Annotated in this window: 16 protein-coding genes; 14 read left to right on the top strand and 2 right to left on the bottom strand. The window is 70.2% G+C overall.

The window, feature by feature from the left end:
- Positions 1–253: 253 nt before the first annotated feature.
- From solA to P0Y60_16545, 6 genes are all read left to right on the top strand, one after another.
- Complete coding sequence (gene solA, locus P0Y60_16570) at positions 254–1,378, top strand: N-methyl-L-tryptophan oxidase (protein ID WEK60893.1); 1,125 nt, start codon at positions 254–256, stop codon at positions 1,376–1,378.
- 136 nt (positions 1,379–1,514) lie between these two features.
- Complete coding sequence (locus P0Y60_16565) at positions 1,515–2,465, top strand: ABC transporter permease (protein WEK60892.1); 951 nt, start codon at positions 1,515–1,517, stop codon at positions 2,463–2,465.
- Positions 2,462–3,427, top strand: coding sequence for an ABC transporter permease (locus tag P0Y60_16560; protein ID WEK60891.1), 966 nt, complete (start codon positions 2,462–2,464; stop codon positions 3,425–3,427). Before P0Y60_16565 ends, P0Y60_16560 begins: the two co-directional genes overlap by 4 nt.
- Positions 3,424–4,998: an ABC transporter substrate-binding protein gene (locus P0Y60_16555; protein WEK60890.1), complete on the top strand. Its 1,575-nt coding sequence runs from the start codon at positions 3,424–3,426 to the stop codon at positions 4,996–4,998. The genes P0Y60_16560 and P0Y60_16555 overlap by 4 nt, the downstream gene beginning before the upstream one ends.
- Positions 4,999–5,079: 81 nt before the next feature.
- Positions 5,080–5,949: an ABC transporter ATP-binding protein gene (locus P0Y60_16550; protein WEK60889.1), complete on the top strand. Its 870-nt coding sequence runs from the start codon at positions 5,080–5,082 to the stop codon at positions 5,947–5,949.
- Positions 5,946–6,749 carry an ATP-binding cassette domain-containing protein gene (locus P0Y60_16545; protein ID WEK60888.1) on the top strand — a complete coding sequence of 268 codons (804 nt, stop codon included), beginning with the start codon at positions 5,946–5,948 and terminating at the stop codon, positions 6,747–6,749. The genes P0Y60_16550 and P0Y60_16545 overlap by 4 nt, the downstream gene beginning before the upstream one ends.
- A gap of 119 nt (positions 6,750–6,868) precedes the next feature.
- Here the strand turns inward: P0Y60_16545 and P0Y60_16540 are convergent, their stop codons facing one another.
- Together P0Y60_16540 and P0Y60_16535 are read right to left on the bottom strand one after the other, a co-directional pair.
- Positions 6,869–7,294, bottom strand: coding sequence for a hypothetical protein (locus P0Y60_16540; protein ID WEK60887.1), 426 nt, complete (start codon positions 7,292–7,294; stop codon positions 6,869–6,871).
- A 105-nt stretch (positions 7,295–7,399) separates the two neighbouring features.
- Positions 7,400–9,304 (bottom strand): GAF domain-containing protein, encoded by a 1,905-nt coding sequence (locus P0Y60_16535; GenBank protein WEK60886.1) that lies wholly within the window; start codon positions 9,302–9,304, stop codon positions 7,400–7,402.
- Between the two features lie 110 nt (positions 9,305–9,414).
- Between P0Y60_16535 and P0Y60_16530 the strand changes: the two genes are divergently transcribed.
- From P0Y60_16530 to P0Y60_16495, 8 genes are all read left to right on the top strand, one after another.
- Positions 9,415–10,791: a hydroxymethylglutaryl-CoA reductase, degradative gene (locus P0Y60_16530; protein ID WEK60885.1), complete on the top strand. Its 1,377-nt coding sequence runs from the start codon at positions 9,415–9,417 to the stop codon at positions 10,789–10,791.
- Positions 10,788–11,813, top strand: coding sequence for a hydroxymethylglutaryl-CoA lyase (locus P0Y60_16525; protein WEK60884.1), 1,026 nt, complete (start codon positions 10,788–10,790; stop codon positions 11,811–11,813). The genes P0Y60_16530 and P0Y60_16525 overlap by 4 nt, the downstream gene beginning before the upstream one ends.
- Positions 11,810–13,039: a CoA transferase gene (locus P0Y60_16520; GenBank protein ID WEK60883.1), complete on the top strand. Its 1,230-nt coding sequence runs from the start codon at positions 11,810–11,812 to the stop codon at positions 13,037–13,039. Before P0Y60_16525 ends, P0Y60_16520 begins: the two co-directional genes overlap by 4 nt.
- The gene (locus tag P0Y60_16515) at positions 13,036–13,884 is read left to right on the top strand and encodes a MaoC family dehydratase N-terminal domain-containing protein (protein WEK60882.1); all 849 of its coding nucleotides are present in this window, start codon (positions 13,036–13,038) and stop codon (positions 13,882–13,884) included. Before P0Y60_16520 ends, P0Y60_16515 begins: the two co-directional genes overlap by 4 nt.
- A gap of 75 nt (positions 13,885–13,959) precedes the next feature.
- Positions 13,960–14,598: an FMN-binding negative transcriptional regulator gene (locus P0Y60_16510; GenBank protein WEK60881.1), complete on the top strand. Its 639-nt coding sequence runs from the start codon at positions 13,960–13,962 to the stop codon at positions 14,596–14,598.
- A complete protein-coding gene (locus P0Y60_16505; GenBank protein ID WEK60880.1) occupies positions 14,595–15,623 on the top strand; it encodes an ornithine cyclodeaminase in 1,029 nt (342 codons plus the stop codon). Before P0Y60_16510 ends, P0Y60_16505 begins: the two co-directional genes overlap by 4 nt.
- 11 nt (positions 15,624–15,634) lie before the next feature.
- Entirely contained in the window at positions 15,635–17,122 is a 1,488-nt protein-coding gene (locus tag P0Y60_16500) for an amidohydrolase family protein (GenBank protein ID WEK60879.1), read from the top strand.
- A gap of 14 nt (positions 17,123–17,136) precedes the next feature.
- A complete protein-coding gene (locus P0Y60_16495; GenBank protein WEK60878.1) occupies positions 17,137–18,744 on the top strand; it encodes an amidohydrolase family protein in 1,608 nt (535 codons plus the stop codon).
- Positions 18,745–18,756 lie beyond the last annotated feature (12 nt).

The following is an 18,756-nucleotide window of genomic DNA, read 5'->3' as shown; positions in this document are numbered from 1 at the left end:
AACCGGGGCCACGGGATTGACAACGGTCGTGCGCCGTGACAGTGCGTCGTGCGCGGCGGCGGCCCGGCATCGGCGAGACTGAGGGCGACCGACCCGAACCCGGTCCGCCTCCCCTCCCGGTCGCCGCGCCTCGCCGGCACCGTGTGCACCACACACTCATGTCGCCTCGACATGGGTTGTCGACCCATGGCTGACGGAGGGTGGCGATGTCCACACTGAGCTATCGCACACAACACGACAGGGATGGAGCGTCATGGAGAGCTTTGAGGTGGCAGTGGTCGGGATGGGGGCGCTGGGCAGTGCTGCCGCGTATCAGCTCGCCCGTCGCGGAGCCCGGGTCGTCGCGTTCGAGCAGTACGAACTCGGTCACGTGCGCGGAGCCTCGCATGACACCTCGCGCATCGTGCGCACCTCCTACGGCGCCCCCGAGTACGTGCGTCTCGCGCAGTCGGCCTACCGTGACTGGGCCGACCTCGAGCAGGAGTCGGGCGAGCGCCTGCTCACCATCACGGGCGGCGTGATCTTCATCCCCACCGACGGACCGTACAAGGCGTCCGATTTCACCTCCGCACTCACCGAGTGCGACGTGCCGCATGAGCTCCTCACCCCCACCGAGGTGCACGCGCGCTGGCCGCAGTTCCGCGTCCCGGAGAACGTCGAGACCGTCTACACGCCCGACTCCGGTATCGCCCATGCCTCGCGCACGGTCGCGACACTGCAGCTTCGTGCCCGTGCGCTCGGCGCCGACATCCGCGACCGCACCGCCGTCGAAGCGCTCGTGCCCGACGGTGAAGGCGTGATCGTGCGCACCGCGAACGGCGATGTGCGCGCGGCGAAGGTCATCGTGGCCGCCGACGCCTGGACGAACACCCTGCTGGAGCCGCTGGGCGCCGCGATCCCGCTCGACATCATGCAGGAGCAGGTCACCTACTTCCGTCCGGAAAACCCGGCGCCGCTCGGCTCCGACCGGCTGCCGGTGTGGATCTGGGAAGACGACGAGTGCTACTACGGCTTCCCGACCTTCGGTGAGCCCACGGTCAAGGCCGCGCGCGACGTGTCGGAGAACCGGATGACGCCCGCCGAGCGCACCTTCGTGCCCTCGCGCGAGCTCGCCGATCAGCTGGGAGAGTTCGTGCACGGGTTGATTCCGGATGCCGGGCCCGAGTTGCGCACCGTCACCTGCCAGTACGCGCTCACCCCCGACCGCCGATTCGTGCTGGGTCCGCTGGAGGAGCATCCCGACATCATCGTCGCGCTGTCGGCTGGACACGGCTTCAAGTTCACCCCGGCGTTCGGTCGGATCCTGGCCGAGCTCGCACTGGACGGCGAGACGACCGACGACATCTCCGCCTTCGCCGCCCCCGCGCTCGCCCGCTGATCCCCCGCGGCGTCCCGATCGCCGCTATATGGAGGTTTCACCCATGAAACACCTGGTTCGCTGGGTCGGCGCACCGTTATCGCCCCATCGTGCGCTCGGTACCGTGACGACCATGTCGACGAAGACGGGGTGCTGAATGGCGCGCTACATCCTCACGAGGGTGCTGTCCTCGCTGTTCGTGCTCTTCGTGCTGTCGGTGCTGGTGTTCTCGATGGTGCGCATCATCCCGGGCGACCCACTGGCGTCGTTCGCCGACCCGGCGAACCCCGACCCCGCGGCCCTGGCGGAGCTGCGACACGAGCTCGGCCTGGACCAGCCGGCCATCACGCAGTACTTCGTGTGGCTGGGTGGCGTGCTGCAGGGCAACTTCGGCGCGGCGATCACGGTACCCGGTCAGGTCTCCGACATGATCGCGACCCGCTTGCCCCTGAGCCTGACGCTCGCCGTCATGGCCACGCTGTTCGGTGTGATCCTGGGCCTGCCCGCCGGCATCCTCGCTGCGACCCGCTGGCGCCGCCCGAGTGACCACATCGTGCGCGGCACGTCGTTCGTGCTGCTGGCCACCCCGCCGTTCGTGCTCGGGGCCGTGCTGATCCTCGTGAACTCGCTCACCCTCAAGCTTCCGCTCGTCGGCTACGCGGGAGCGGCGGGCAATCCGCTGCGGGCGATCGGGGTGCTGATCCTGCCCGCGCTGCTGATCGGCATCGTGCTGGCCGCGATCATCGCCCGCTACACGCGCGGCACGCTGCTCGACACCCTGGGGCAGGACTTCGTACGCACGGCCCGGGCGAAGGGCGCCTCCCCGTCACGGCTCGTCGGACGCCACGCGCTGCGCAACGCCCTGATCCCGGTGACCACGGTCGTCGGCATCGAGCTGGCAGCCCTGGTCGGCGGCACCGTCGTGATCGAGCAGGTGTTCTCACTCCCCGGCATGGGACAGCTGCTCCTCACCGGCATCCGCAGCTCCGACTACCCGATCATCCAGGCGACCGTGCTGCTGATCGGAGCCGTGTACGTCGGCATCAACTTCATCGTCGATCTGGTCTACCCGTTGATCGACCCACGAGTGAGGGTTCACACGCGATGACTGTCACCCGCGAACTCGCCCTGGCCACGACGGCCGGTCGCCGGCGTCGCCGCCCGAACTTCGGACCGTCGTTCTGGGCCGGCGCCGGCATCCTCTCCGGCATCCTGCTGCTGGCCGGATGGATGAGCCTGTGGCCGCCGTACGATCCCTTCATCAGCTCGGGGCCGCCCATGGCGGGCCCTTCCTGGGAGCACCTCCTCGGTACCGACAACCTCGGACGCGACACGTTCACCCGTCTCGCCCTCGCCGCCCGCACCAGCCTGTTCATCTCCGGTGCCGGGGCCTTGTTGGGCGCTGTCGTCGGCACCACGCTCGGACTCATCGCCGGGTACGTGGGCGGCTGGGTGGATGCCGTCATCATGCGCATCGTCGACGCGCTGCTCGCGCTGCCGGCGATCCTGGTCGCCCTCGTCGTCGGGGTCGTTATCGGTAACGGCGCCTGGCCGCTCATCCTCGCCCTCGGCCTGGTGTTCGCGCCCGGCTTCGCCCGGGTCATGCGCGCCCCGGTCATCGCGATGCGCGACCGTGATTTCGTGCTCGCCGCACGCCTCTCGGGTGTCCGCGGGCCGCGCATCGTGGTCGAGCACCTGCTGCCGAACGTGTTGACCCCGCTGTTCGTGCAGTTCGCCTCCGTCGCCTCGCAGATCGTGCTGATCGAGGCGGCGCTCAGCTACCTCGGACAGGGAGTGCAGGCCCCCGAGCCCTCGGCCGGCCGCATGATCAGCGAGTTCACGCGATTCATGCAGGTCCAGCCCCTCCTGATCATTCTGCCGTCGCTGGTCATCATCCTCCTCTCCGCCGCCTGGAACCTGCTCGCCGACGGATTGCAGGACTGGCTCGCCCCGCGACGCGAACCCGCCTTCTCGCTCGGACGGCGTCGTGCCGGCCGCGCGGCGAAGAACAGCACGACCCCTGCAGTCACAACCCGAGGCACTACCCACACAGAAGAGAGTCAGCTATGAAGAAGCGAATCCTCATGGGCGCGGCGGTCATCGTCGTCGGCGCCCTGGCGCTCACCGGATGCGGAGCGGGAGGCGGAGACACCCCCAGCGACGGCGCTGCGGGCGAGCCTGTCGCCGGAGGCACCCTGACCTGGGGCGTTCCCGCCGAACCCTCCGCCGGTGGTCTCGACCCGATGGTCGCATCCGCGATCGCCGCCGAGATCATCGACTCGATCGCGTACGACACCCTGCTCACCCGCGAGAGCGACGGCACCGTGAACCCGGCGCTCGCGACCGAGTGGTCGCAGCCCGATGAGCTCACCTGGGTCTTCGAGTTGCGCGACGACGTCACCTTCGCCGACGGCAGCCCGTTCGACGCGTCCGACGTCGTCTACTCCTTCGAGACCCGCAAGGACGGCGGCACCAACGCCACCTACCTCGTCAACATGGAGAGCGTGGAGGCCACGGGAGATCACGAGGTCACCTTCCACTTCAGCCAGCCCGACGGAACCTTCCTCGACGCGGTCTCGGCGCGTCAGACCTTCTTCATCGTGAGCGAAGAGGGCTACGGCAAGGCCTCGGAGGAGGAGCGTCAGACCCAGACGTTCGGCACCGGCGCCTTCCAGGTGTCCGAGTGGTCGCAGGGCGTCAGCGTCACGCTCGACAAGAACGACGAGTACTGGGGAGAGGCACCCAACCTCGACTCGATCGTGTTCGAGCTGTACCCCGACGAGAGCACCCTGCTCGCCGCGGTGCAGCAGGGCAGCGTGCAGGCCGCGTCGTTCATCGACGGCAGCCTTGCGGGACAGGCGGAATCGGCCGGATTCACCCTCGGTGACCCGCCCTTCCGTCAGAATCTCGCGATCTACATCAACCCGGAGTCGGGCCCCCTCGCCGACATCGACGTGCGCCGCGCCTTCTCGCTCGCGCTCGACCGTCAGGCGCTCGTCGACACCGCGATGCTCGGAAACGCCGGAATCTCGTTCGTGCCGCCGGCCGGTGACCCCGGTTCCCCGGATGCCGCCGACCTGCCGTACTACACGCGCGATGTCGACGAGGCGAAGAAGCTGCTCGCCGCGGCCGGTCAGCCGAACCCGGAGATCACGCTCAACTACATGGGTGACGTGGCACAGTCGCACCACCCGGTCTACGAGATGATGCAGCAGCAGCTCGCCGAGGCGGGCATCACGCTGAACCTCAAGGCGACGCCGCTGTCGGAGATCGCACCGATCTTCACCACGGGCGAGTCCTGGACCGACCTGGTCGCGATCCCCGGAAGCCCGCGTGCCTCCGCGGCGTTCTACCTGCAGCCGGTGCTGCTCGAGGGGGGCGTGTACAACCACTGGGACGGCAACCCCGACGCCGACAAGGCTCGCGACCTGCTCACCAAGGCCATGGCGGCACCGTCTCCCGAGGAGTACAACGAGCTCATCGGCGAGCTGGCCGAGGAGGCCGCATCGCAGGTGCTCGAGGTCGTGCCGGCCGCGGTGCCGGTGTACTTCGAGGTCTGGGACGCGAACAAGCTCCACGGCTATGAGAGCGATGCGTTCTACTCCCGCTACAAGCTCGATTCGGCCTGGCTGACCGAATGAGTCCGCGCCGGCGTCCCCACCGCGACACGATCGCGGTGGGGGCGCCGGATCCCCGCCCACACAGACAGGAATGAGCGCGCCATGACCGACGCCACCGACGCCCTCCGCGTCGAAGACCTCAGCATCTCGTACGGCAGCGCCCCGCCGTCGGTCACGGGAGTGTCGCTCCGCGTGCGTGCCGGTGAGATCGTCGGCGTGATCGGCGAGTCCGGCAGCGGCAAGTCCAGCATCGCGCTGGCGATGATGGGCCTGCTGCCCGACTCCGCGACGGTCACCGCGCAGACGATGTCGGTCGCGGGCTCCGAGATGAAGGATGCCGCCGAGCGCGACTGGGCAGGAGTGCGCGGCGTGCGCGCCTCGATGGTGTTCCAGGAGCCCATGTCGGCGCTGAACCCGTGCATGCGGATCGGCGCGCAGATCGCCGAGGTGCTGCTCATTCACGGGATCGCCGACAAGAAGGCGGCGCGAGCCAAGGCGCTCGACATCCTCAAGCTCGTGCGCATGCCCGACGCCGAGAAGCGGATGGCGTACTACCCGCACCAGCTCTCGGGTGGCCAGCGTCAACGCGTCGTCATCGCGATCGCGGTCGCGGCCGACCCCACGCTGCTGGTCGCCGACGAGCCCACCACCGCACTCGACGTGACCGTGCAGGCGCAGATCCTCGATCTGATCCGCACGCTGCGTGACGAGACCGGCATGGGCGTGCTGTTCATCAGCCACGACCTCGGCGTGATCGGCCAGCTCTGCGAGCGGATCGCGGTCATGTACCGCGGGCGCATCGTGGAGTCCGGCTCCACGCAGCGTGTGCTCGAAGACCCGCAGCATCCGTACACCCGGGCACTGTTGGAGAGCATCCCCCGACCATCGGTGCCGGTGCGATCGCCGCTCGCGGTGATCCCGCCCGACAATGACTTCGACACGGTCCCGGCCGTCCTGGAGGAGGCATCGTGAACGATCTCGAGACGGATGCCGCGGCGGGCGCCGACGACGTGCTGCGCGTGCGCAACGTCACCCAGCGCTTCGGTCACGGCGACAACGCCATGGTCGCCCTCGACGACGTGAGTCTGAGCGTGCGCCGGGGCGAGACGCTGGGGCTCGTGGGGGAGTCGGGCTCGGGCAAGAGCACACTCGCCCGCGCGATCCTGCTCATGCGCAAGCCCACCTCCGGCACCATCGAGTTCGACGGGGGAGATGTCACCGGCATCCGCGGATCGGCGCTGCGTCGGCACCGCCGCCGCGTGCAGATGGTGTTCCAGGACCCGAACGACTCGCTCGACCCGCGCTTCGCGATCGGCCGCTCGGTCGCCGAGCCGCTGGTCGCCGCCGGTGTGGCCTCGGCGGAACGCGCGATCCGCGTGTACGAGTCGCTCGAACAGGTCGGCATCCCCGCCGACGCCGTGAACCGGTACCCGCACGAGTTCTCGGGAGGGCAGCGTCAGCGCATCGCGATCGCCCGCGCCATGGCCGCCGACCCGGAGTTCATCGTGCTCGATGAGCCCACCTCGGCGCTCGACGTGTCGGTGCAGGCGCAGGTGCTGAACCTGCTCGTCGGTCTGCAGGAGCGCACCGGCGTCACGTACCTGTTCATCACGCACAACCTCTCCGTCGTGCACCACATCGCGCACCGCGTGGCCGTGATGCACTCGGGCAAGATCGTCGAGGAGGGCACGGGGGCGCAGGTCATGAACGCGCCGCAGCATCCCTACACCCGCTCGCTGCTGGAGTCGATGCCGGTCCTGTACCGCACGTAGGGCGACGAGGCACGGGCGAAAACGGAGACCACCGCGCAGCGCGTCGGCGCGTCACGCAGCGACGCGCCGCGACCGGTCAGCTTCGTCTCCGTTTTCGCGAGGCGCGACAGTGTGGATGCTCAGAAGAACAGCATGGCCTTGTACGCGATGGCCGAGGAAGCCACGCACATCAGGAGCGTGAGCACGATTGCAGCCGCCGGGACGATCCAGACCTTCCGGTTGCGGCGCAGGATGACGATCAGTGCGATGCTCACGAACTGCACCAGCGCCGCTGCGATCGTGAACCCCAGGAAGTTGTTCCCGAGCAGATCCCACTCGCAGTCCTGGTCGCAATGTGGAGTCGAGATCCCCAAGAAGCCGACCCAGAACACGGCCGCCATCGAGACGAGCACCTGGAGTCCCCAGATCGCGAGACTGCCCCAGAACGCCGGAACCGCCCGTGGCCGCGTCCGACCTTCGATGACCGCAGCCGTGATGACGGCGACTGCGGCAGCCAGGAAGAACCACCCGAGGTACACGTACATCTCCCCATTCTGCATACTCACCTGTCATCGCTGCCGGAACGGAGACCACCGCGCAGCGCGACGGCGCGGTGCCCCGCGACGTGCCGCGGTCAGGAAGGTGCGTCTCCGTTTTCGTGAGGCGCGACCTCACCCGGTCTGCAGGCGGTCGCGCAGCTCGTCGAGCCGCACCGCGATGCCGATGCGGAACATGCGCTCGTCGTCGCGCCAGCTCGCACCGAGCACGTGATCGAGGCGGTCGAGCCGCTGCAGGATCGTGTTCGTGTGGAAGTTGAGCGCCCGCGCGGTGCGGGTGGGGCTGGCGTTGTTGCGCACGAAGGCGCGCAGCGTGCCCAGGAGGTCGGCGCCGCGCTCGTCGTCATAGCGGCGGACCGCGCCGATCGTGTCGCGCAGGAACGCGCTGAGCGCCCGCACGTCGGTGTCGAGGATCGCCGAGTAGGGCAGGAAGTCGTCGACCTGCGCCGTGACGTCGCTGAGCTCGAGCGCCGTGATCAGTCGCGCGGTGCGCATCGCGGTCTGGAACGCCTCGGGGAGAGCGCCGGATGCCGGACGCGGGTACACCGCGGAGATCGGATGCTGCACGGCGGCGGCGACCCTGCGCCGGAGCCGTTCGACGTCGACCGCGCCGCGATCGGCACTGTGCACCGCCACCACGAATCCGCGGTACTCGCCCACGAGCGAGCGATCGTCGAGCTGGCGGCTGAGCTCCCGCAGCGCGGCCGTGTGCTGATCGCCGGGCACCGAGAGAAGGATGAGCGAGTCGAGCACCTGCAGGTCGACTCCGAGGCGGCGCGCCCGCCGCTCGACGTCGGAGCGGCGCTCGGGCACGTCGTCGAGCAGGTCAGCGACCAGTTCGCTGCGGATGCGCAGGTCGGCACCGGATGCCGCCTCCTGCTGCAGCTCGAGGAGCGCGCCGACCTGGGCCGCGCGTTCGATCGTGCGGAGGTCCACGGAACCCAGCTCGAAGTCGCCGTCGCCGAGCAGCAGTGCGCCGAAGTGCCGGTTGCCGGCCGACAACGCCGCGACGGCGCGCACTCCGGTGCCCGGCACCGTGACGCAGTAGCCCGAGCGGCGGCTCTCGGCGATCGCCTCGCGCACGGGATCCTCCAGCGCGACCATGCTCGCCGCGAGGGGGAGCCCGGCTGCGGCGATGATCTGCTCCTGCGCGTCGATGATCGCGACGGCGCGGCCGAGGGCGGAGGCGAGGGTCTCGGCGACGGGACCGAACCCGCCGCCGGCGAGCACCGCCTGCACGAGCTCCTGGTGCACCGTGTTGGCGCGGTCGCGCTCGACCAGGTGTGCGGTGAGGGTGGCGAGGTTCGACCGGCTCTCGTCTTCGGACTCCTGCAGGTCGCGGAGCGTCTGCGTGGTCTGGAGGATGATCGAGGCGTGGTCGGCGACCGACGACAGCAGCGCCACCTGTTCGGGGGTGAAGCTCTTCGCCTCGCGGTTCGCCACGAACAGCACGCCCAGCACATCGTCGTAGGTGACCATGGGCACGCCCAACAGTGACACGAGCCCTTCGGCCGAGACCGCATCGTCGATGCCGGAGTCGTGGCGCTCCTTCGCGTACTCGGAGTAGTCCGACACCCAGTGCGGCATCCGGGACTCCACGACGACGCTCGCCAGTCCCCGGCCCGGCGGCACGCGCAGCGTCTGGAAGGAGGCGCTCACCGACCCGCTGGTCTCGCGCACCCGCAGCTCACGGGTGTCGGGGTCGAACTCCGACAGGTAGGCGAGGTCGACGCCCATCATCTCGTGCGCGCGCTGCACCAACCGCGCCAGCACGGCGTCGCTGTCACGCAGCTCCGCCAGTTCGCGGGCGCTGGAGAACAGCGCGGAGAGCTCGTGCTCGCGGCGGCGCAGACGCGACAGCTCCCGCTGCGAGCGCTGCACGCGCTCGACGATCTCGGCGGCATCCTGCTCGGTCGCGCCCAGTCGTGCCAGCGCATCGCTGACGGCGGTCGGGCCCACGAGATCGCTGTCGTGGGCGGCGTCGAGCAGGTCGGTGATCGCAGTCGATTCACGACTCATGGAGGCTCCTTCTGCGGTCGGGACGCGTGGGAGAGGGGAAGTCTTCAGTGTCGAGCATGGGGGACGCTCGGCAGATGTGTCAATCGCATACACCGCGTCCCGTTCGCTGAGTGATCCGTCCATCGTCGGCGACGGATGCCGCTTCTAGTGTCGTCGTAGAACCGCGGCGCCGAGGATCCGGCATCCGCCCGTCAGGAAGGTCGCCGATGACGATCAACAGCCGAATCTCAGGTCTGCGCGACCACACCCCGGACGAGCGCCTGACCCTCGTCGCCGGTGCGGCGGGCCTCGACACGGCGGCGCTCGACGCCCTGCAGCCGCAGAGCGGGCTGTCTCTGGCGCAGGCCGACCACATGATCGAGAACGTCGTCGGGCTGATCGGCATCCCCGTCGGCGTCGCCACCAACTTCACGATCGACGGTGTCGACCGGTTGATCCCGATGGCCACCGAGGAGCCGAGCGTCGTGGCCGCCGCCTCGAACGCGGCCCGGATGGCGCGCGGGCACGGCGGCTTCACGACCTCGTACACCGGCGATGTGATGATCGCCCAGATCCAGGTGCTCGACGCGGTCGACCCGCACGCCACCCGCTTCGCCCTGCTCGAGGCGCGCGATGAGCTGCTCGCGCTGGCCAACGAGCAGGACCCCGTGCTCGTCTCGCTCGGCGGCGGGGCCTTCGACATCTCGGTGCGCGTGCTCCCGACCCGGGTGGGTGCGCAGGTCATCGTGCACCTGCACGTGGATGTGCGCGATGCGATGGGCGCGAACGCGGTGAACACGATGGCCGAGGCGATCGCCCCGCGCATCGCGGAGCACGCCGGCACCCGCACGCTGCTGCGCATCCTCACCAACAAGGCCGAGCTGCGCCTGACCCGCGCCCGCGCGGTGTTCGATGCCGAACTGCTCGGCGGTGCGCAGGTCGTCGCCGACATCGTCGCCGCGAGCGCCTTCGCCGAGGCCGATCCGTACCGCGCCGCGACCCACAACAAGGGCATCATGAACGGCATCACCGCCGTCGTGCTCGCCACCGGCAACGACACCAGGGCCGTCGAGTCGGGCTGCCACTCGCACGCCGCGCGCAGCGGCGGCTACACGGCGCTGTCGCAGTTCGAACAGGATGCCGACGGCAACCTCGTCGGCACGCTCGAGGTGCCGCTCGCGGTCGGCCTCGTCGGTGGGGCGACCAGGGCGCATCCTGCCGCGCAGGCCTCGGTGCGTCTGCTCGGCGTCGAGACGGCGCGCCAGCTCGCGAGCGTGGTGGCAGCGGTCGGACTGGCACAGAACCTCGCCGCCTGCCGTGCACTCGCCGCCGAGGGCATCCAGCGCGGTCACATGACCCTGCACGCCCGCACGATCGCCGCCAGTGCGGGTGCCGACGTCGACGAGATCGGCGACGTCGCGGCACGCATCGTGGCCGAGCGTCGGATCCGCGTCGAGTACGCCCGAGAGGTGTTGGCCGAGCTGCGGTCAGAGAAGACATCGGCATGACGTCCCCGTCGATCCTCGCTCCGACCCCGCGGGTGCAGCCGCAGGCCGGGCTTCCCTCGCGGGTCACGATCTACGAGGTCGGCCCGCGCGACGGACTGCAGGCCGAGACCGACATCATCCCCAGCGCCGTCAAGGCCGAGCTGTGCCGACGCCTGTACGCCGCGGGTTCGCGTGACCTCGAGATCACCAGCTTCGTGCCTCCGACCTGGATCCCGCAGCTCGCCGACGCCGCAGAGGTCGTGGCCGGCGTGGAGGTGCCGCAGGGTGCCCGTGCCGTCGCGCTCGTGCCGAACCTGCGCGGGCTGCAGCGGGCGATCGACGCCGGCGTGCGCGAGGTGGCCGTGGTCGTGAGTGCTACGGAGTCGTTCGCGAAGGCCAATCTCAACACCACCAGGACCGGCGCGATCGACCGCGCGGTCGAGGTCATCGCCGCCGCCACCGCTGAGGGCATCCCGGTGCGCGGCTATGTGTCGATGGCGTTCGGTGACCCGTGGGAGGGCGAGGTCGACACGGCGACCGTCGTCTCGGCGGCCGCGGAGCTGCACACCGCCGGCGCCCGCACGATCGCCCTCGGCGACACGATCGGCGTCGCCACCCCGGGGCTGACCGCCCGGGTCGTGAGCGAGACGCTGGCGGCCGGCATCCCGCTTCCCGGCATCGCCCTGCACCTGCACGACACCTACGGGCAGTCGCTCGCGAACGTGCACGCCGCGCTGCTTCTCGGCGTCGCCGAGTTCGACGCCTCGGTCGGCGGGCTGGGTCGCTGCCCCTACGCCAAGGGCGCGACCGGTAATCTCGCGACAGAGGACCTGGTGTGGATGCTGCACGGACTCGGCATCGAGACCGGACTCGATCTCACGGCCCTGGCCGCGACGACCGAATGGCTCTCCCGTGTGCGCGGCATCCGCGCGCCGTCGAATGTGGCGCGGGCTCTGGCCGCCGCCGGACTCGCGGCAGCGGATCGGGCTGACAGCAGAGCAGACAGCAGGACAGACACCGCCCAGGAGGTTCCGACCGCATGACCGACCTCTCGCTCCCCGCGCCCGGGTCGCTGACCGGCGTCACCGTGCTCGACCTCTCCCGCGTGCTCGCCGGTCCCTATGCGGCGCAGATGCTCGCCGACCTGGGGGCGACCGTGATCAAGATCGAGAACCCCCGTGACCCCGACGTGTCGCGCGGCTTCCCGCCGTACCTGACCGACGGCGACGAGGAGTTCAGCGCCTATTACGCCCAGTACAACCGCGGCAAGCTCGGACTCGGACTCGACCTCGCCCACCCCGACGGGGTCGCGGTGCTGAAGGACCTGGTTCGTTCAGCCGATGTACTGGTGGAGAACTTCCGCCCCGGCACGATGAACAAGCTGGGCGTCGGGTGGGACGTGCTGCACGAGATCAACCCGAAGCTCGTCTACACGGCGATCTCCGGTTACGGGCACACCGGCTCGCGCACGCGTCGCCCGGCCTTCGACAACACGGCGCAGGCCGCGGGCGGACTGTGGTCGATGAACGGCTACCCCGAGCAGCCGCCGGTGCGCGTGGGCGTCACGATCGGCGACGTCTCGGCGACACTGTTCGCGGTGATCGGCACGCTCGCCGCTCTCCGTCATGCCGAGGCCACCGGCGAGGGCCAGCTGGTCGACGTCGCGCAGGTCGACAGCATCCTGGCGCTGACCGAGACCGCCGTCGTCGACTACACGGTGACCGGCAAAGTCGCGACGCCGGCGGGCAACGAGCACGCCTGGGTGCGGCCGTACGAGCTGTTCGACTGCGCCGACGGCCAGGTGTTCTTCGGCGCGTACACCGACAAGCTCTGGAACGCGAGCTGCGACCTGTTCGGTACGCCCGAGCACAAGGCCGACCCCGAGATCGACACCATGCGCAAGCGGTTCGACGAAGAGGTCTACGCACGCAAGGTCAAGCCGATCGTCGCGGCCTGGCTGGCGGATCGTACGAAAGCGGAGCTCGAAGCGCTCGCCGGAGACGTCGTGCCCCTCACCGCCGTGAAGACGATCGCCGAGGTGGTCGACGACCCCGGCACCGCCGAGCGCGACATGATCGTGTCGGCCGACTACGGCGACCTCGGAGTGCTGCGCATGTTCGGTCAGCCCATCAAGCTCTCCGCGACTCCCGCGACCCCCGGCCGCACCGCCAACCGTCTCGCCGAGCACGCCGATCAGGTGCTCGCGGACCTGGCGGGATACGACGCCGATCGCGTCGCCGCCCTGCGCGCCGCCGGAGTGCTGCCGTGACCGAGGCGACTCCCGCGAGTGCGGCGGGCGGAGTCGTGCGCACCGAGACCGTGCGCGGGGCGACCGTGGAGGCGTACCGGGGCACGTTCGCCGCCGCCGAGGAGCGTCGTGGTGAGGGCTCAGAGCTGCCCGCGGCCTGGGAGGGCGTGTTCTTCCCGTTCGCCGCGCCGCTCGCGGATCTCCGCCCGGACGGCACTCCCGCGCGCGACGGGGTGATCCCCGAGATCGATCTGCCGCGGCGCATGTACGCGGGGGAGACGACCGAGTTCCTGCGCCCGGTGCACGTCGGCGACGAACTCGTGCAGACCACGCGCCTGGGCGAGGTCGTCGAGAAGAACGGCTCGCGCGGGCGTCTCGTGTTCGTCGACGTGGAACGTGAGTACGCGGTCGCCGGCGAACCCGCGATCCGCAGCGTGTGGCACGACGTGTTCCTGGAGCAGGCCGACCCCCACGCGCCCGCCCGTGCCCCGCGCACCGACCCGGATGTCGCCGCCGGCGCCGACTGGATCGACGAGGTCGCCCTCGACGCGCGTCAGCTGTTCCGATTCTCAGCGCTCACCTTCAACACGCATCTGATCCACTACGACCGGATCTGGGCACGCGAGGTCGAAGGCCTGCCCGATCTGCTCGTGCACGGTCCGCTCACCCGCATCCTGCTGATGGATGCCGCGCGCAGGCATGCGCCGCACCGCCGGGCCACGCGGCTCGATGTGCGCGCGATCGCCCCCATGCTGGTCGACCGCACGGTACGCCTCGCCGGTCGCACGGACGAGGACCGCACGCTCATCACCGCCCTGGATGACTCCGACGTCGTGCTCGCCACGGCGGAGATCACCTGGGACTGAGCGCACCGCAGCCGCGACCCCCCGCGCACTCGACACCCGACAGAACGCGCCGCGCTCGCGGCAGAGGAGACAGCCATGAGGCACACCCCGGACTACGTGTTCGACGACGTCGAGGGCATCCGCGCGCTCGTGCGCGAGAACCCGTGGGGCACGATCGTCAGCTTCGTGCCCGGCACGGGGCTGGTCGCCTCGCACTACCCCCTGCTGCTGGAAGAGGATGCCGAGGGCGTCGTGCTGGTCAGCCACGTGGGTCGTCCGGACGAGCGCCTGCACGAGCTCGGGTCGCACGAGGTGATGGTGATCGTCTACGGCCCGCAGGGCTACGTCTCACCGAGCTGGTACGACACCTCGCCCGCCGTGCCCACCTGGAACTTCGCGGTCGCGCACCTGCACGGCACCCCGGAGATCCTCTCGGACGACGAGAACCTGCGCGTGCTCGACCGTCTGGTCGCGCACTTCGAGAGCCCGTTGCCCGAACCGTTCCTGATGCGCTCGACGCTCGAGAACACCGCCTACGCCGAACGCATCGTGCACGGCACCGTGGGCTTCCGCCTGCGGGTCGACCGGTTCGAGGCGAAGGAGAAGATGAGTCAGGACAAGCCGGCCGAGGTCGTCGATCGTGTGATCGAGGCACTGCAGGAACCGGGGCCGTACCAGAACCCGAAACTGGCAGCCCGCATGGCGCGGGTGCATGAGAAGGAGCAGCACGCATGACCGCGTTCGTCGGAGTCGCCGATATGGTGACGTGGATCTCGCAGCACGGAGCCGAGAAGATCATGGCCGAGATGGCCGACACGATCGAGGAGGACTTCCGCCGGTGGGAGTCGTTCGACAAGAGCGAGCGCGTCGCGAACCACACCCCGTTCGGCGTCATCGAGCTGATGCCCATCAGTGACCCCGACCTGTACGCGTTCAAGTACGTGAACGGGCATCCGTTCAACCCGGCGCGGGGGTATCAGACCGTGACGGCGTTCGGCGTGCTCGCCGATGTGCACAACGGCTACCCGGTGTTCCTGGCCGAGATGACGGTGCTCACGGCGCTGCGCACCGCCGCGACCTCCGCCATGGTCGCGCGCCGCCTCGCGCGCCCCGACTCGAGCGTCATGACCATGATCGGTGCCGGCAGTCAGGCCGAGTTCCAGGCGCTCGCGTTCCGGGCCGTGCTCGGCATCCGCACGCTGCGGGTGTTCGATGTGGATGCCGATGCCTCGGCGAAGCTCGTGCGCAACCTCGCTCCGCGCGGGTTCGATGTGACCGTATGCGCCTCCGCCGCGGAGGCGGCGAACGGTGCCGACATCGTCACCACGTGCACCGCCGACAAGGCGGTGGCCCAGGTGCTCACCGATGCGGATGTCGCTCCGGGCATGCACATCAACACGATCGGCGGCGACTGCCCCGGCAAGACCGAGCTCGACCCCCGCATCCTGGAGCGCGGACCGGTGTTCGTCGAGTACACCCCGCAGACCCGCGTCGAGGGCGAGATCCAGAACGTCGCGCCCGACTTCCCCGTGACCGAGTTCTGGAAGGTGCTGAACGGCATCGCCCCCGGGCGTACCTCTCCGGCGCAGATCACGGTCTTCGACTCCGTGGGCTTCGCGATCGAGGACTTCTCGGCGCTGCGGCATCTGCGTGCCAGCGTCGCCGGCACCGATCTCGCCCGCGAGATCGACCTGGTCGCCGCGCCCGAAGACCCCAAGGACCTCTTCGGTTTCACGACCGTCCCCGTCCCCGTCGCGTGATCGGAGCATCCATGAGCACCGCCCCCTTCAACACCGCCCCCCTCACCCTGCAGAACGTGCGACCCTATGACGGCGGCGAACCCGTCGATGTGCAGATCGCTGACGGGCTGATCTCCGCGATCGCGCCGGCGGGAACCGTGACCGCGGTGGGCGAGACCGTCGACGGTGCCGGGCGCTGGATCGGGCCCGGACTGTGGGACGCGCACCTGCACTTCACGCAGCACGTCATCCGCCGTCGTCGGATCGACCTGACCGAGACGCGCAGCGCGGCCGATGTGCTCGACGTCGTGCGCCGTGCCCGCGATGAGGGTGCCCCGCTGACCGACGGCATCCTCATGGGCTACGGGTTCCGCGACGGACTGTGGCCCGTGCCCGCCTCACTCGCCGCGCTCGACGCCGTCGTCTCCGACATCCCCGTGGTGCTCGTGAGCGGCGACCTGCACTGCGGATGGATGAACCGGGCGGCCGAGGCGCGCTTCGGCATCGAGCTCGACGAGACCGGACTGCTGCGCGAGGTGCCGTGGATCGCCCTGCTGCACTCCTTCGACGCGGTCGGCGATCTGCCGCTGTCGGCCTATCGCGAGGCGGCGGATGCGGCGTCGGCGCGCGGCGTGGTCGGCGTCGTCGAGTACGAGAACACCGACAACGTCACCGAGTGGTCCGAGCGCACCGCCCAGGGCCTCGACGCACTCCGCGTCGACATCGCCGTGTGGCCCGATCGGCTGGAGGCGGCGATCGCCCAGGGGCTGCGCACGGGCGACATCGTCGACGAGCGCGGGCTGGTCGAGTTCGGCCGGCTCAAGGTCGTCGTGGACGGTTCGCTGAACACGCGCACGGCCTGGTGCTGGGACCCGTATCCGGGCATGGACCCTGCGCACCCGCACGCCTGCGGGCTCGAGAGCGTGCCGATCCCCGAGCTGCGGCGTCTGCTCGGTCTCGCCCGCGCCGGCGGCATCGAAGCCGCCGTGCACGCGATCGGCGACCGCGCCAACACCGAGGTGCTCGACACGTTCGAGGCCCTCGACATGCGCGGGGTGATCGAGCACGCGCAGCTCGTGCGCGAAGAGGACTTCGCCCGCTTCGCCGCGCTCGGCCTGATCGCCAGCGTGCAACCCGAGCACGCGATGGATGACCGCGACGTGGCCGACCACCACTGGGCCGGCCGCACGGCCCGCGCCTTCGCGTTCGGTTCGCTGCACCGGGCCGGGGCACCACTGCGGCTCGGCTCGGATGCCCCGGTCGCCCCGCTCGATCCCTGGATCTCACTCAGCGCCGCGACCGCCCGCAGCCGCGGCGACCGCGACGCCTGGCACCCCGAGCAGCGGCTGCCGCTCGACGTCGCACTTGCGGCATCCGTTCGCAGCACCCTCGCGGTCGGTCAGCCGGCTGACCTCGTGATCAGCGACGGCGACCCCTATGCGGCGGACCGCGACGCGCTGCGCGGGATGCCGGTCGCCGCGACGCTGCTCGGTGGCCGCTTCACCTGGCGACAGCTCTGATGGGGGATGCATCGATGATCGACGCACTGATGCCGGGGACGCCGGCCGGGAGCTCGCTGTTCACGAACGCCCAGGTCTTCACGGGCGAGTCCGAGGCCGGGTTCGCCTCGGCCTTCCGGATCGTCGACGGGCGGATCGACTGGATCGGCGACGCCGCCGAGGTGGCCGACGAGCAGGCGACCGACCTCGGTGGGCGCACCGTGCTGCCCGGACTGATCGACAGTCACACCCATCCCGCGCTGATCGCCGGAACGGCCGTGGCGGCGGAGTGCTTCCCTCCGGCCGTGACCTCGGTCGACGAGCTGGTCGCCGTGCTCGGTGCCCATGCCGACGGCGTCGCCGGGGCGGACGGGTGGATTCTCGGGCGGGGGTTCGATGACACCAAGTTCCCCGGACGGCAGATGCCGACCGCCGCCGATCTCGACCGCGTGAGCCGCGACCGCCCCGTGATGGTGTGGCGCTGCGACGCCCACTCGGCCGTGTGCAACACCCGTGCGCTCGAGCTCGCCGGCATCACCGCCGCGACGGCTGACCCGGAGGGGGCGCGCTTCGAACGGCACCCCGACGGCAGCCCGAACGGCGTGCTCACCGAGATCGCCGCCGTCGCGGTCGTCGCCGCGTTCATCCCCGCGCCCTCGCGCGACGAGCAGATCGACGCCGTCGTGACTCTCGGCGACGAGCTCGCCTCGCGGGGCATCGTGGCCGTCTGCGATCTGCTGTCGACCCGCATCGACGACCCGGTCGGCACCTTCCGGGCGGCGGTCGAGCGGGGCCTGCGCACCCGTGTCGCGCTGTACCCGGGCTGGGACCCGTCCGCGCCGCTGGCCGATCTGTCGGACGACGACCGCCGGGGGCAGATCCGTGTCGCCGGGGTGAAGGTCGTGCTCGATGGGGCGTACTCCAACCGCACCGCCTGGGTGCACGAGGCCTACCCCGAGTCGTGCGACCACGGTCTGCGTCTCGTCGACGATGCCGACGTGCTCGCCGCCGCCGACTGGGCGCGCCGCAATCAGGTGCAGCTCGCGATCCACGCCATGGGAGACCGGGCGCTCGACCGCGTGGTCGAGCTGTTCGCCGACGAAGAGCCGTGGCTCGACGGCATCCCGTCCGTGCGCATCGAGCACGCCACGATCATCAGCGACGACTATCTGACCCGCCTGCGTTCGGCGCGGATGGTCTTCGGCATCGCGACGCACACGGTGTTCTTCTTCGCCGAGTACGACGGCTACGAGAAGGCGCTGCGGGCGGAGCAGGTTCCGGATGCCTATCCGATCGCGCGGCTGTATGCGGGGCTCGAGCCGCTGGCCCTCTCGTCCGATCGCCCGGCGACCGCGTGGAGCGGGGCCGACGATGTGATGCTCTCGGTCGAGGCGGCCGTGCGCCGCCGCACCTACAACGGCATCGAGTTCGGTGCCGACGCCGCGATCACGGTGCCCCAGGCGCTGCTGCTCTACACCGGCCGCGCGCGTCTGCTGTCGCCGCTCGAGGGCGTCGGCGTGCTGCGCCCGGGCTTCGACGGCAGCTTCGCCGTGCTCGACCGCGACGTGTTCACGGTGCCCGACGACGAGATTGCGTCGGTACGTGTCGCCGAGACGTGGATCCGCGGAGAGCGGGTGCAATGACCGGGCAGACTG

Source organism: Candidatus Microbacterium colombiense (assembly GCA_029203165.1).
Taxonomy (GTDB): Bacteria; Actinomycetota; Actinomycetes; order Actinomycetales; family Microbacteriaceae; genus Microbacterium; species Microbacterium colombiense.
This window is presented reverse-complemented; position numbering and strand designations above follow the sequence as displayed.